Source organism: Herbaspirillum sp. YR522 (assembly GCF_000282575.1).
Taxonomy (GTDB): domain Bacteria; phylum Pseudomonadota; class Gammaproteobacteria; order Burkholderiales; family Burkholderiaceae_D; genus Herbaspirillum.
This window is the reverse complement of sequence record NZ_AKJA01000030.1, coordinates 1-14,720: the sequence shown is the minus strand read 5'-3', so window position 1 is coordinate 14,720 and position 14,720 is coordinate 1. Positions and strand designations below refer to the sequence as shown.

Genomic DNA, 14,720 nt, shown 5'->3' with positions numbered 1-14,720 from the left:
GGCGCGCCGGCTCGCCGGCACCCGGGCCGGCAGCGGCGTTGTCGGACGCGCCGCTCGCGGCGCGCAGCGTGCCGGGGGGAAGGTATAGTTCGTAGAAGCGCGACACCAGCCGCACATAGCCCTGGGTCTCGGGATAGGGCGGGATCTTGTTGCCGTACTTCTGTACCGCACCTTCGCCGGCGTTGTAGGAGGCGATGGCCAGTTCGACGTGCTGCGGGAACATCGCCATCAGATCGCGCAGATAGCGCGCGGCCAGGCGGATGTTGATCCTGGGGTCGGTCAGTTTCTGGTGCAGGCTCCTGCGCTGGTCGCCGCGCAGTCCATAGCGCTCGGCCGTGTCGGGCAGGATCTGCATCAGGCCCACGGCCCCCTTGCTGGACACGGCCGTGGCATTGAAGCCGGATTCGGCCGTCATCACGGCCTTGAGCAGGGCAGCATCGAGGCCGAATTCGCTGGCCGCTTCGGTGACCAGGCTGTCGTACTTGCGCGCGTCGCGATGCGCCAGCATGGTACGCACGAAGGGCGGATCGGCCGGCGTCTGCGCTGGCTTGGTGCCCGGGTGATTGAGCAGCGAGGCGCTGCTGGCCATCAGCTTTTCGGGATCTTGCAGCTTCTGGGCATAGAAGTGGAAAACACCGTCGGCATCGGTATAGCGGTAGACGATGGTATCGCGGTTCTTGCCACCGGCGCCCTTGCCGGTGGCGTTGCCGGCCTGGTTTGCCGCTTCCACGCGCATGTGCTGCACGCCGTCGGCGTCCGTATAGCGCACCACCTGCTGCGAGCGTAGCGGCCCGGCACACAGCAGCAAGGCCACGCCCAGCACGCCGAGGGCGGCCATACGGGGGGGCGGCAACGCGATGGGCGGCATGTCAGATGTCCGCTTCGGCTTCGTTGCCGTGTTCCTCGATCCAGGCCCGGCGAGCCGCGGCTTCGCCCTTGCCCATCAACATGGTGAAGCGCAGCTCGGCGAGCTCGGCGCCGGGTTCGCCAAAGCCGATCGGCAACAGGCGCCGGGTGTCGGGATTCATGGTGGTTTCCCACAACTGCTCGGCGTTCATCTCGCCCAGGCCCTTGAAACGCGAGATGCTCCAGGCGCCTTCCTTGAGGCCGTCCTTGCGCAGCTTGTCTTCGATCGCCTCGAGTTCGCCGTCGTCCAGCGCATAGAGCTTCTGCACCGGCTTCTTGCCACGCGCCGGGGCGTCGACCCGATACAGGGGCGGACGCGCCACGCAGATGTTGCCGTTTTCGATCAGCCGCGGGAAGTGACGGAAGAACAGCGTCAGCAGCAATACCTGGATGTGCGAGCCGTCGACGTCGGCGTCCGACAGGATGCAGATCTTGCCGTAACGCAGGCCCGACAGGTCGGGACTGTCGTTCTTGCCGTGCGGGTCGACCCCGATGGCCACGGCGATGTCATGGATCTCGTTGTTGGCAAACAGCCGGTCGCGTTCGGTTTCCCAGGCATTCAGGACCTTGCCGCGCAGCGGCAGGATGGCCTGGAATTCCTTGTCGCGACCCATCTTGGCCGAGCCGCCGGCGGAATCGCCCTCGACCAGGAACAGCTCGTTGCGGGCGATATCGGTCGATTCGCAATCGGTCAGCTTGCCGGGCAGCACCGCGACCCCGGACGACTTGCGCTTCTCGACCTTCTGTGCCGAGCGCAAGCGGCTTTGCGCCTGCTTGATGACCAGTTCGGCCAGTTTCTTGCCGAACTCGACGTGCTGGTTGAGCCACAGTTCGAGCGCCGGGCGCGAATAGCCCGCCACCAGGCGCACCGCATCGCGCGAATTGAGCCGTTCCTTGATCTGGCCCTGGAACTGCGGGTCCAGTACCTTGGCCGACAGCACGAAGGACACCCGCGCGAAAACGTCTTCGGCCAGCAGCTTGACACCCTTGGGCAGCAGCGAGTGCATCTCGGCGAAGCTCTTGACGGCGCCGAACAGGCCTTCGCGCAGGCCCGATTCGTGGGTGCCCCCGTTGGAGGTGGGAATCAGGTTCACGTACGACTCGCGCACCACCGCGCCGTCTTCGGTCCAGGCCACCACCCAGGCCGCGCCTTCGCCTTCGGCAAAGCCCTCGGCGTCGCGCCCGGCATATTGCTCGCCCTCGAACAGCGGGATCAACGGTTCGCCATTGCTCGATTGCGCCAGCTGCTCCATCAGGTAGCCGCGCAGGCCCTGGTCGTATTGCCAGCTCTGGACGTCGCCGGTCCTGGCGTTGGTGAAGGTCACCTTCACCCCCGGCAGCAGCACCGCCTTGGAACGCAGCAGGCGTTGCAGTTCGCCCAGCGGGATCAGCGGCGAATCGAAATATTTCGGGTCAGGCCATACGGTGACCCGGGTGCCGGACTTCTTGTCGTCGCGGCCGGCCGGGCGCGACTTGAGCTTTTCGATCACGTCGCCGCCCGAGAACACCAGCGTATGCACGCCGTTGCCCTGGTCGTCGCGCCGCCAGACCGTGATCTCCAGCCGCGTGGCCAGCGCATTGGTGACCGACACGCCCACGCCGTGCAGGCCGCCCGAGAACGCGTAGGCGCCGCCCGAACCCTTGTCGAACTTGCCGCCGGCATGCAGGCGGGTGAACACGATCTCGAGGGTAGGTACCTTTTCTTCCGGGTGCAGGCCGACCGGGATGCCGCGGCCGTCGTCCTCGACACTGATGCTGCCGTCGGCATTGAGAGTCACCGCGATACTCTTGCCGTAGCCGCCCAATGCCTCGTCGGAGGCGTTGTCGATCACCTCCTGGACGATGTGCAGCGGGTTCTCGGTACGGGTATACATGCCCGGGCGCTGCTTGACCGGCTCCAGGCCCTTGAGGACGCGGATCGATGATTCACTGTAGTCGGACGGGGATGTTTTCTTGGTTGCCATGCGGGTAGTAGGTGGTCGCCTCCGGCTTGGCCGGCGTCGGTATGGATGGTGGAAGGTCAACGTTGGCGCGCTGCCGGGCCGCTCGATCGCCCATATGGTGCACTGCCAACTGCGCATTCTAATGAAAAATCGGCGGCGCAGGCGGCGGCCGTTGCGAAAGCTTGTCTTTTTGGCATCGGTGCGGCACCGAAGCGGATGCGGGCGGCGCTGATGGCCGCCCGCGGAGGGGAGGTCGAACGTCAGCCGCGCAACAACGCCTCGACTGCCGATGCGATCGACAGCAGGCGCCGGTCGTGGCCGGCCGGGGCCGCCAGCGACAGGCCGACCGGCGCCTCGCCGGCGGCGTGGCACGGCAGCGATACCGCGCAACCATCGAGGAAGTTGATCAGCGTGGCATTGCGCAGCATCAGGCCGTTGGCGCCGTAGTAGGCCTCGTCGCTGGCCTGCAGGTCGGCGATGCGGGGCGCGACGATGGGCACGGTCGGCATCACCAGGGCGTCGAAGCCGTCCAGTTGCGCCTCGGTGTTGGCGATCCAGCGCGCGCGCGCATGGATCACGTCGAGCAGGTCGGCCGCGCCCATGTCGCGCCCGCGCAGGATGCGCGAGACCACGCGCTGGTCGTAGCCGGCGTGGTTTTCGGCAATCAGCTGGCGATGCCAGGCGTAGGCTTCGGCGGCGGTGAAGCCGCCCTTGGCATTGATGGCCGCCAGTTCGCCCAAGGCCGGCACGGCCTGCTCGACGATCACCGCGCCGGCCGCCGACAGTGCCGAGAGCGCGTTGCGGTAAGCCGCAGCGACGGTGTCGTCGATGCCATCGAGCACGACGTTGGTCGGCGCCAGCAGGCGCAGGCCGCGCAATGGGTGCGCCAGCGGCGCACGGTAGGGCTGGCCGGCCAGCACGGCGTCGACGATGGCGCAGCATTCGACCGATGCCGCCAGCGGGCCGATCGAATCGAGATAGGTCGACAGCGGCAACACGCCCTGCATCGATACCCGGCTGGCAGTGGGCTTGAAGCCGGTCAGGCCATTGAGCGCCGAGGGGATGCGCACCGAGCCGCCGGTGTCGGAGCCGATGGCCGCCGCCGCCATGCCGTCGGTCACCGAGATGGCCGCGCCCGAGGACGAGCCGCCGGGAATGCGACCGCCGTCGACATCGCGTTGCCAGGCGTTGCGCGGGGTGCCGTAGTGCGGGTTGATGCCCAGCCCGGAATAGGCGAACTCGGTCATGTTGGTCTTGCCCATGACGATCGCGCCGGCGTTGATCAGGTGCTGCACCGCCACCGCATTGGCCGTTGCCACCGGCTTGCCGCGCAGCACCACCGAGCCGGCCAGGGTGGTCTCGCCGACCACGTCGAACAGGTCCTTGACCGAGACCGGGATGCCATCGATCGGTGAGCGGCGCACGCCGGCCGCGCGCAGGGTGTCGGCGGCGCGGGCGGCGGCGCGCGCCTGCTCGGCATACACGCTGGTAAACACCCGTGCGCCTTCGCCGTGGGCGTCGCCGATCCTGGCCAGGGCCTGTTCGGTCAGGTCGGAAGAGGTGGTGCGGCCGCTATCGAGGTCGGCGGCGATTTGGGAAAGTCGCGGGTACATAAGGGGTCCGGTGGGTCGATGGGAAGAAGCAGTATCGCATCATCAGCGCTCTGCCGGCGCAGGCCCCGGCGCTGGCCAGGGCTTGCGACAGGCGCGATGATGGGCAGGGCAGGACGGAGTGGCCCGCGCCTACGCCATCACCGGCAGCGATTGCGTCACATAGGTGTGGCGCAGCGAGCGCTGGCGACGCGGGTCGAACAGCTCCATCGTGAACGAGGTGGCAGCGCGGATGCCGCCGATGGCGCCGACGGTGCCGCAGGTCATGCCGCAGCCTTCGGGCAGCGTGGCGCTGCCATCGGTGAAGCGGGCGATCAGGTCGCCCGGGGTGCGCAGCGACGACAGCGGGCCCTCCTGGTACAGCACGCTGCTGCCGTTTTCCTCGATCCAGGAGCGGATCACCAGTTCGTCCCAGTATTCCAGCACGTCGGAAAGCTTCCAGGCGCCGGTGGCCACCGGCTTGATGCAGGCCTGCTTGGAGAACGCCACGCTATGCGCTTCGAGCTTGCGGTCGGTGTGGTCCGAGGCGATGCTCACATACAGTTCGCCACCGGCGTTGAAGACGAAGGTCTCGACTTCGCCGGAGGAGTCCTGGCCCAGCACCTGCAGCTCGGGTTGCTGGGTCAACTGGTTGGCCGCCACGCGATAGAACAGGGGCACCGCGCTCGGGCGCGAAATGCCCAGCGCCTCGAGTTCTTCGATGTGGTGCTCGATGGCCGCCATGTCGCGGCCGGCCCAGCCGGCGATGACCAGGTTGTCGATGTCGGCGTCGAGTACGCCATTGTCGGGCAGGGAAAAAGTCAGTTTCATGTCGGTACCTCTGGGTAGATTGAACGTGCTTGTTGCGTGGTGCTTACGGCTGCTTCTTGACGAACACCACCACCAGGAAGCTGGCGAGGAATTCGAGTGCGGCCACGAAATACAGTCCCGACGACAGCGAACCGGTGCTGGTCTTCAAGGCGCCGATCATGTATGGCGCCACGAAGCCGGCCAGGTTGCCGATCGAGTTGATCAGGGCGATACCGCCGGCGGCAGCGGTGCCGGCCAGGAACGCCGCCGGGATCGACCAGAACACCGGGAAAGCCGCCAGGATGCCGATGGCCGCGACCGTCAGCGAGATCAGCGCCAGGCTGGCGTTGCCCAGCGTGAGGCCAGTGGCGATCAGACCCGCCGAGGCGATCAGGGTGGCCACGGCGCTATGCATGCGGCGTTCGCCGGTCTTGTCCGAATGGATGCCGTTCCACACCATGGCCAGCGTGCCGGCGATGAAGGGGATGGCCGAGATCAGGCCGATCTGCAGGTTGCCCTTGATGCCGATCTCCTTGATGATCGACGGCGCCCAGAAGGCAATCGTGGCATTGCCGCTGACGACGCAGAAATACACCGCCGCGCAGATCCAGACGCGGTAGTTGCTACAGGCATCCTTGAACGAGAGGTGCTTGCCGGCGCCGGTATTCTCGGCCACCAGCGCCTGGGTCACGGCCTGCTGCTCGGCGGCCGACAACCAGGTCGCATTGACCGGCTTTTCCGGCAGGTACATCAGCACCAGCACGCCTGCCACCAGCGAAGGGATACCTTCGAGGATGAACAGCCACTGCCAGTTCGACAGGTGGCCGACGCCTTCCATGCCGCTCATGATGAGACCGGCGATCGGACCACCCACCGCGCCGGCGATGGCGAACGAAGTCATGAACAGGCCGTTGACGCGGGCCCGGCGCTGGGCCGGGAACCAGTAGGTCAGGTACAGCACCACGCCGGGGAAGAAGCCGGCCTCGAACACGCCCAGAAAAAAGCGCAGGATGTAGAACGACGTCGGGGTGGTGACGTAGGCCATGGCCATCGAGGTCAGGCCCCACAGGATGGTGATGCGGGCCAGGGTCTTGCGGGCACCGATCTTTTCCAGCAGCAGGTTGCTGGGCACCTCGAACAGGAAGTAGCCGATGAAGAAGATGCCGGCACCCAGGCCGTAGATGGCTTCCGAGAATTGCAGGTCCTGCAGCATCGACAGCTTGGCGAAGCCCACGTTGACGCGGTCGATCCAGGCCAGCACGAACAGGAACACCAGGAATGGAATCAGGCGCCAGGCGATCTTGCGATAGGTCGCATCCAATGCGACCGGTTGCCCGACCGCGCTGGCGGTTGTGGAATAAGTCATGTACTACCTCCCTTGAATTTGAATGTCGACGAACCGTTGGTCCGCCCCGTGTCTGGCAAGCTCAGCTATGTTGTTGTTGTCGCCGTGGGATGCAAAAAATGCTGCTGAAGGCGGGCGTCGGTGGCCAGGCCATGATGGCTCGCTTCAATCCAGTATGGGGAGCGCGGGCGGGTGCTGTCCAACAAGAAAATGTGAACGGAAACGATTGCAAAATCTTATGAGCAAAAATGGGTCGCCGAACGCCCTTCGATGGTGCTGCGCAGCATGCGCCGCGGGTCGACCGGCAGGTCGCTCAGGCAGCCGCGGCAGGGCCGGTTGCAGGCTTTGCGGCGGCTAGCGGCGAGGGCAGGCGGGCGATCTCGTGGCCCCAATTGAGTGCGAAATCGGAGGCCGTTTCTTGTGCGATGCGGGCGACTGTCTCGGTCAGCGGATTCTCATGGTCTGAGCGCAGGCAGGCGATCAGCGCCAGCGCCGGGAACTCGGTATCGACCCGCAACAGGTGCAGGCTTTGTTCGTTGAGTTCGCGCTGGATGATCGCCGGCGGCACGGCGGCAATGCCGAAGCCATCGGTGGCGAGCCGGATCATGGTGGCCACCGAGGCGATGCAATTGATATGCGGCACGCCACCGCTGCCGGAAAACAGGCGCTCGATGACCGCATGCGGTCCGGAATTGCGGGCAAAGCTGACTACCGGGAAGGCGGCCAGGTCCGACAGGGTCAGGGTTTCGCTGCCGATGTCGAGCTTGGGGCTGCCGACCCAGCGCATCGGGAATTCGCACAGCGCCAGATTGCTGACCTGGGGGCCGATCACCGGTTCGGCCTGCAGCACCAGCTCCAGGTTGCCCTTGTTGAACTGCTCGTGCAGGTGGATGGTGGTGTCGCTGGCGATCTCGATCTGCAGGCGCGGAAACGCCTTGTGCAACCGTCCCAGGAAGTCGGGAAACCAGCTGTGGACGATCGATTCGATGACCCCGATGCGGATCACGCCGGCGTAGTCTTCGCGGTCGGACATGTCGTCCTTCATCTCGCGCATCAGCTTGACCATGCGCTCGGCATAGACCAGCGCCTTGCCGCCATCGGCCGTCAGCGCCACTTCGCGTGCGCTGCGATCGAACAGCCGTACGCCGAAATCCTGCTCGAGCGACGCGATGCGGCTCGACACTGCGGCCTGCGTGGTGTGCAAGCGCTCAGCGGTCAAGCGGAAATTGCGCAGCCTGGCCAGCCAGACAAAGGTTTCGAGAAAGCGGATATTCATGGCAGCAGACAGTGACGCGAAGTGGCGTATTTTAGCTGGTGGTCATACCGCAAGGGGAGCAAAGGGCCTTCCTTTTTTGGTGCGATGCGGTAGAAAAGACGGCGACAAGCGCGCAATTGCGGTGCATTTCTCGTCTGATCGCGCAAGCTCGTGGTGCGATATATCGATATTTGATTTTTGAAAGTATTTTTTCTTTACGGCGTGCAAAAATGAAAATATATTTACATTTTTCGCATTTTCGAAACCGCGGCCATGGCACAGCAGTCGACCGATATCACGTTGCAGGGAGCAGGAGCGGTGGCGCAAGCCGTCGGCAAGCTGTACCCGCACCTGTCGAAGTCGCACCGCAAGGCCGCCGACTACGTGCTGGGCCATCCATTTCGCGCCGCCACCATGACCATCGATGAATTGTCGGAGGCCGCCGGCATTTCGGTGGCCACCGCCAACCGCTTCGCCCACGCGCTCGGCTTCGATGGCTATGCCTCGTTTCGCGCTGCGCTGGTGGCCGATTTCGCCACCACCCTGGCGCCGGTCGAGAAGTTGCGCCACGAGGTGCAGCGCTCGGCCAGCAGTGCCGAGATCATGGCCGCCGCGTTCGATCACGACATCCGCAATATCGAAGCCACCCGGCGCCTGCTGGCACCGCAGGATTGCGAACGGGCGGTCGACATGATCCTGGCCGCCGAGCGTATCTTCATCACCGGCTTCGGCGCCTCGGCCTACCTGGCCGGCCTGATGGCCCATGCGCTGGAACCCTATGTACGCACGGTCAGCTCGGTGGCGCTGGCGGGTGGGCCGTCGCAGGCCGGGCGCCAGTTCTTCAAGCTCGACGGGCGCGACCTGGTGATCCCGATGGTGTTTCCGCGCTATGCGGCCGACACCGTGTGGCTGACGCAGCGCGCGGTCGAAAAAGGCGCCAGAATCCTGGCCATCACCGATAACCCCGGCTCGCCGCTGGTGCCATTGGCCGACGTCAGCATCTACGCCCATACCGAGCGCACGCTCTCGCCCACCTCGGACGCGGCTGCGCTGATGCTGATCCAGGCCTTGTGCGACGCCGTCGCGCATCGTGCGCGGCATTCGGTGCAGGCGGCCTCGCAGATGGCCGAGTTCGTGCTGCCGTGGCTGTACCTGCCGCAACAGCAGCAGCGCGCCGGCACCACGGCGGTGGGCAGACTCAACAAGAAAGGTGGCGCCAGCGCCGCCGCAAGACTAGGGAAGACCAAAGCATGAATACACCGGTTATCGCCATCCACGGCGGCGCAGGGACCATCACCCGCAGTTCGCTGTCGGCCGAGGATGAGGCGCGTTACCACGCGGCCCTGGCCGACATCGTCGGCGCCGCCCAGGCGCTGCTCAACGGCGGTGGCTCGGCGCTCGACGCCGTCACCGAGGCGGTGCGCCTGCTGGAAGATTGCCCGCTGTTCAATGCCGGCCATGGCGCGGTCTATACCAGCCAGGGGCGACACGAGCTCGATGCCTGCGTCATGAGCGGTATCGACCTGGCCGCCGGTGCGGTGGCCTGCGTCACCAATATCCGCAATCCGGTGCTGGCCGCGCGCGCGGTGATGCACCACAGCCAACACGTGCTGCTGGTCGGGCAGGGCGCCGAAGCGTTCGCCCAGCAGCAAGGCGTGGCCACGGTCGGTCCCGATTACTTCCATACCGATGCCCGCCACGAGCAATGGCTGCGCGTGCGCGGCCAGGCCGGCACCGTGCTGGACCACGACGCGGCGTCGTTCGCGTTTGCCCAGCAGCAGCAAGAGCAGGCCCCGATCGACCCCGACCACAAGTTCGGTACCGTCGGTGCGGTGGCGCTGGACCGCTTCGGCAACCTGGCGGCCGCCACCTCGACCGGTGGCATCACCAACAAGCAGCCGGGGCGGGTCGGCGATTCGCCGCTCATCGGCGCCGGCTGCTATGCCTCCAACTCGACCGCCGCGATTTCGGCCACCGGCACCGGCGAAGCCTTCATGCGTACCAACGCCGCCTATGACATCGCCGCCCGCATGGCCTATGCGGGCGACACCCTGGAGCAGGCCGCGCACAAGGTGGTCTTCAAGTTGTTGCCGGTGGTGGGCGGACGTGGCGGCCTGATCGCGCTCGACGCCCAGGGCAACCTGACGCTGCCGTTCAACACCGAAGGCATGTATCGTGCATATGGTCGCGGCGACGCGGCGCCCGTGACTGCCATTTACGCTTGACCCGGGCATGACCCGGCTGGAGAAACATCAGATGCAACCATCCCAACGCGTGCTGGACGTCAGCAACCTGAGCGTCCGTTTTGCCACCTCCGAACGGACGGTGGATGCGGTGCGCGACCTGTCATTCCACGTCGACCGCGGCGAGACCCTGGCCATCGTCGGCGAGTCCGGCTCGGGCAAGTCGGTGTCGTCGCTGGCCATCATGCGCCTGATCGAACATGGCGGTGGCAAGATCGTGAACGGCAGCATGCAGTTCAGCCGCCGCGATGGCCGTTCGCTGGACCTGGTGCGCGCCGACAACGCCACCATGCGCGGCATTCGCGGCGCCGAGATCGCCATGATCTTCCAGGAGCCGATGACCTCGCTCAATCCGGTCTTCACCGTCGGCGAGCAGATCGCCGAATCGATCCGCCTGCACCAGCGCAAGAGCCGCGGCCAAGCCCAGGCCGAAGCCCTGCGCATGCTGGAGATGGTGCGCATTCCCGAGGCCCGGCGGGTGCTGGGGCGCCATCCGCACCAGTTGTCGGGTGGCATGCGCCAGCGTGTGATGATTGCCATGGCCTTGTCGTGCAAGCCGCAGCTGCTGATCGCCGACGAGCCCACCACGGCGCTGGACGTGACCATCCAGGCCCAGATCCTGCAACTGATCCGCTCGCTGCAGGAAGAAATGCAGATGGGCGTGATCTTCATCACCCACGACATGGGGGTGGTGGCCGAGGTGGCCGATCGCGTGGTGGTGATGTGCCGCGGCGAGCAGGTCGAGGAAAAACCGGTCACCACCATCTTTGCCGCGCCCGAACACCCGTACACCCAGGCCCTGCTGGCGGCCGTGCCGCGCCTGGGATCGATGCGCGGCACCGATCGCCCGCGCCGCTTCGGCATCGCCATCGAGGATGAAGTCCTGCCCGAGGCGATGGCGACCGAACTGCAGGCCCAGGAAGCGATCGCCCAGCAGCGCCAGCCGATCCTGAAGGTGCGCGAGCTGACCACCCACTTCGATGTCAAGAGCGGCATCTTCGGTCGCGTCAGGCAGCGCGTGCATGCGGTCGAGAAAGTCAGCTTCGACCTGTTCGCCGGTGAAACGCTGGCCATCGTCGGCGAATCCGGCTGCGGCAAGTCGACCACCGGTCGCTCGCTGCTGCGGCTGGTCGATATCGCCGGCGGCCGGGTCGAGTTCGGCGGGCGCGACCTGGCGCAGTTGCCGCGCAGCGACCTGCGCCAACTGCGGCGCGACATCCAGTTCATCTTCCAGGACCCGTTCGCCTCGCTCGACCCGCGCATGACGGTCGGCTATTCGATCATGGAGCCGCTGCTGGTGCATGGCATGGCCGAGGGCGCGCAGGCGCGGGTCGATGCCTTGCTGACCCGGGTCGGCCTCACGCCCGAGCATGGCCAGCGCTATCCGCACGAGTTCTCGGGCGGCCAGCGCCAGCGTATCTGCATCGCCCGCGCGCTGGCGCTGAACCCGAAGATCGTCATCGCCGACGAATCGGTGTCGGCGCTGGACGTGTCGATCCAGGCCCAGATCGTCAACCTGATGCTCGACCTGCAGGCCGAGCTGGGCATCTCGTTCATCTTCATCTCGCACGACATGGCCGTGGTCGAGCGCATCAGCCACCGGGTGGCGGTGATGTACCTGGGCCAGATCGTCGAGATCGGGCCGCGCCGGGCGATCTTCGAAAACCCGCAGCACCCCTATACCCGCAAGCTGATGGCAGCCGTGCCGATTGCCGATCCGACCCGGCGCCGCACCGACCGCAAGCTGCTCACCGATGAAATCCCGAGCCCGATCCGGGCCATCGGCGATGCGCCCAAGGTGGCGCCGTTGCACGAGGTAGCACCGGGCCATTTCGTGGCCAGGCACAGTATTTCCAGCCTCTATTGAAGTTCCAGATGTAGTTCTTGCAGTCTTTAACCACGCAGTCAAATCGATCAGGAGAGACATACATGTCTACAGCACGATACAAGGGAAGCTCCGTCGCCAAATTGCTGGCAGTTGGCACGCTGGGCGCCGTCCTGCAATTCGCAGCGGCCCAGGCCTTCGCCGCCAAGACCGCAACCGTGGCGGTGGCCTCGACCTTCACCACGATGGACCCGTACGACGCCAACGACACGCTGTCGTTGTCGGTGGCCAAGTCGTTCTACCAGGGCCTGTTCGGTTTCGACAAGGACATGAAGCTCATCAATGTGCTGGCCGAAGGCTACCTGGTGAGCAAGGATGGCCTGGAATACACCATTCGCCTCAAGCAAGGCGTGAAGTTCCATGATGGCACCGACTTCAAGGCCGATGCCGTCAAGGGCGTGTTCGACCGCGTCACCAATCCGGACAACAAGTTGAAGCGCTACAACCTCTTCAACCGCGTGGCCAAGACCGAAGTGCTCAACGACTACACCGTCAAGATCGTGCTCAAGGAGCCGTTCTCGGCGTTCATCAACGTGCTGGCGCATCCGTCCGCGGTGATCATCTCGCCCGCCGCGCTGAAGCAGTACGGCAACAAGGACATCGCCTTCCACCCGGTCGGCACCGGCCCGTTCAAGTTCGTCGAATGGAAGCAGACCGACTACCTGAAGGTCACCAGGTTCGACGGCTACTGGAAGAAGGGCTATCCCAAGGTCGACGAGATCCTGTGGAAGCCGGTGGTCGACAACAACTCGCGCTCGGCCATGCTGCAGACCGGCGAAGCGCAGTTCACCTATCCGCTGCCCTACGAGCAGGCCGATCTCCTGAAGGCCAAGAGCAACCTGGACGTGGTGGCCGGTCCGTCGATCATCCAGCGCTACATGTCGATGAACGTCAAGCAGAAGCCGTTCGACAACCCGAAGGTGCGTGAGGCGATCAACTACGCCATCAACAAGCAGGCGCTGGCCAAGGTGGCCTTCAACGGTTATGCCGTGCCGATGGATGGCGTGCTGCCACAGGGCGTGGACTATGCCTACAAGAGCGGCGCCTGGCCCTACGACGTGAAGAAGGCCAAGGCATTGCTGGCCGAAGCCGGCTACCCCAACGGTTTCGAGACCGAACTGTGGTCGGCCTACACCCATACCACCGCCATGAAGGTGATCCAGTTCCTGCAGCAGCAGCTGGCCCAGGTCGGTATCAAGACCAAGATCGCCGCGCTGGAAGCGGGTCAACGGGTGGAGCGTGTCGAAAGCGCCCAGAACCCGGACACCGCACCGGTACGCCTGTACTACGTGGGTTGGTCGTCGTCGACCGGCGAAGCCGACTGGGGCCTGCGCCCGCTGCTGGCGTCCGAATCGTTCCCGCCGCGCCTGTTCAACACCGCCTACTACAAGAACGACAAGGTCGATGCCGCCATCGGCCGCGCACTGACGGTCAGCGACCGCAAGGAAAAGGAAGCGCTGTACAAGGAAGCCCAGCAGGAAATCTGGAAGGATGCGCCATGGGCCTTCCTGGTGACCGAAAAGCTGCTCTATGCACGCGCCAAGAACCTCAAGGGCATCTACATCATGCCTGACCAGGCCTACGAATTCGAGAACATCGAATTCACCAAGTAAGCAGGGTGCGCCTTAGTACCTAGTGGTATCCGGATTGCAGCCAGGCTGCAATCCGGTGTTTTTTGCAGCATCCAGGGTTTCGTTCCACCAGCAACGGGCGGTTTATTTCGAGAGCACCATGTTTTCCTATGTCATCAAACGCCTCCTGGGCCTGATTCCCACCCTGTTACTGGTGGCAGTGCTGGTATTCCTGTTCGTGCACATGTTGCCGGGCGATCCGGCACGGCTGGCCGCCGGCCCCGAGGCCGACGAGGTGACCGTCGCGCTGGTGCGCGCCGACCTCGGCCTGGACAAGCCGCTGCCCCAGCAATTCGTCAATTTCTTCGTCAATGCGGCCCAGGGCGACTTCGGCCATTCGATCCGCAGCAAGCGCCCGGTGGCCACCGAGATCGCCGAGCGTTTCTGGCCGACCCTGTGGCTGACCATCACCGCCATGGTGTGGGCGGTGCTGTTCGGGCTGGTGATCGGCATCGCATCGGCGGTGTGGCGCAACAAATGGCCGGACCGCCTGGGCATGACGCTGGCGGTCTCGGGCATCTCGTTTCCGGCGTTTTCGCTGGGCATCCTGCTGATGCAGGTGTTCTCGGTGCAACTGGGCTGGTTGCCCACGGTGGGCGCCGATACCTGGCGCCACTACATCCTGCCGTCGCTGACGCTGGGGGCCGCCGTGGCCGCCGTCATGGCGCGCTTCACGCGCTCGTCGTTCATCGAGATCCTGCAGGAAGACTTCGTGCGTACCGCGCGTGCCAAGGGCTTGTCCGAGCGTGTGGTGGTGATCAAGCACTGCCTGCGCAATGCGCTCATTCCGGTGGTCACGATGATGGGCCTGCAGTTCGGCTTCCTGCTGGGCGGTTCGATCCTGGTCGAGGTGGTGTTCAACTGGCCCGGCATGGGCCGGCTGCTGGTCGACGCCGTGGAGATGCGCGACTACCCGGTGATCCAGGCCGAGATACTGCTGTTCTCGCTGGAGTTCATTTTCATCAACCTGGTGGTCGACGTGCTTTATGCCGTGATCAATCCCAGTATCCGTTTCAAGTGAGTTGATCATGTCGCTGTCCAATTCCCCCTTGCCAGAATCCGGCTTGCCGTTGCCGCCACCGCAGCCCGTGGCAGCCGCCGCCGGCCAGCCGG

11 protein-coding genes are annotated in these 14,720 nt (G+C 65.2%); 5 read left to right on the top strand and 6 right to left on the bottom strand.

The genetic code is table 11. The features are described 5' to 3' along the window. From PMI40_RS05455 to PMI40_RS05430, 6 genes are all read right to left on the bottom strand, one after another. Positions 1-868: lytic transglycosylase domain-containing protein (locus tag PMI40_RS05455; protein ID WP_008112977.1), on the bottom strand; the 868-nt coding region annotated here is incomplete at its 3' end. A gap of 1 nt (position 869) precedes the next feature. After that, positions 870-2,870, bottom strand: coding sequence for a DNA topoisomerase IV subunit B (locus PMI40_RS05450; protein ID WP_008112976.1), 2,001 nt, complete (start codon positions 2,868-2,870; stop codon positions 870-872). Positions 2,871-3,109: 239 nt separating this feature from the next. Continuing rightward, complete coding sequence (locus PMI40_RS05445) at positions 3,110-4,462, bottom strand: amidase (protein ID WP_008112974.1); 1,353 nt, start codon at positions 4,460-4,462, stop codon at positions 3,110-3,112. 129 nt (positions 4,463-4,591) lie between these two features. After that, on the bottom strand, positions 4,592-5,269 hold the full coding sequence (locus PMI40_RS05440) for a DUF2848 domain-containing protein (protein ID WP_008112972.1): 678 nt from the start codon (positions 5,267-5,269) through the stop codon (positions 4,592-4,594). A gap of 43 nt (positions 5,270-5,312) precedes the next feature. Then, the gene (locus tag PMI40_RS05435; RefSeq protein WP_008112971.1) at positions 5,313-6,614 is read right to left on the bottom strand and encodes an MFS transporter; all 1,302 of its coding nucleotides are present in this window, start codon (positions 6,612-6,614) and stop codon (positions 5,313-5,315) included. Between the two features lie 292 nt (positions 6,615-6,906). Further along, positions 6,907-7,869 carry a LysR family transcriptional regulator gene (locus PMI40_RS05430; protein ID WP_008112969.1) on the bottom strand — a complete coding sequence of 321 codons (963 nt, stop codon included), beginning with the start codon at positions 7,867-7,869 and terminating at the stop codon, positions 6,907-6,909. 252 nt (positions 7,870-8,121) lie between these two features. Between PMI40_RS05430 and PMI40_RS05425 the strand changes: the two genes are divergently transcribed. The 5 genes from PMI40_RS05425 to gsiC all read left to right on the top strand — a co-directional run bounded on the left by PMI40_RS05425 (position 8,122) and on the right by gsiC (position 14,628). Next, the gene (locus PMI40_RS05425) at positions 8,122-9,102 is read left to right on the top strand and encodes a MurR/RpiR family transcriptional regulator (RefSeq protein ID WP_008112966.1); all 981 of its coding nucleotides are present in this window, start codon (positions 8,122-8,124) and stop codon (positions 9,100-9,102) included. Continuing rightward, a complete protein-coding gene (locus tag PMI40_RS05420) occupies positions 9,099-10,073 on the top strand; it encodes an isoaspartyl peptidase/L-asparaginase family protein (RefSeq protein WP_008112964.1) in 975 nt (324 codons plus the stop codon). The genes PMI40_RS05425 and PMI40_RS05420 overlap by 4 nt, the downstream gene beginning before the upstream one ends. Positions 10,074-10,104: 31 nt before the next feature. Further along, on the top strand, positions 10,105-11,958 hold the full coding sequence (locus PMI40_RS05415; protein WP_008112962.1) for a dipeptide ABC transporter ATP-binding protein: 1,854 nt from the start codon (positions 10,105-10,107) through the stop codon (positions 11,956-11,958). 62 nt (positions 11,959-12,020) lie between these two features. Then, positions 12,021-13,589 (top strand): glutathione ABC transporter substrate-binding protein GsiB, encoded by a 1,569-nt coding sequence (gsiB, locus tag PMI40_RS05410; RefSeq protein ID WP_008112960.1) that lies wholly within the window; start codon positions 12,021-12,023, stop codon positions 13,587-13,589. Between the two features lie 118 nt (positions 13,590-13,707). Continuing rightward, complete coding sequence (gene gsiC, locus PMI40_RS05405) at positions 13,708-14,628, top strand: glutathione ABC transporter permease GsiC (RefSeq protein ID WP_008112958.1); 921 nt, start codon at positions 13,708-13,710, stop codon at positions 14,626-14,628. Positions 14,629-14,720: the final 92 nt, after the last annotated feature.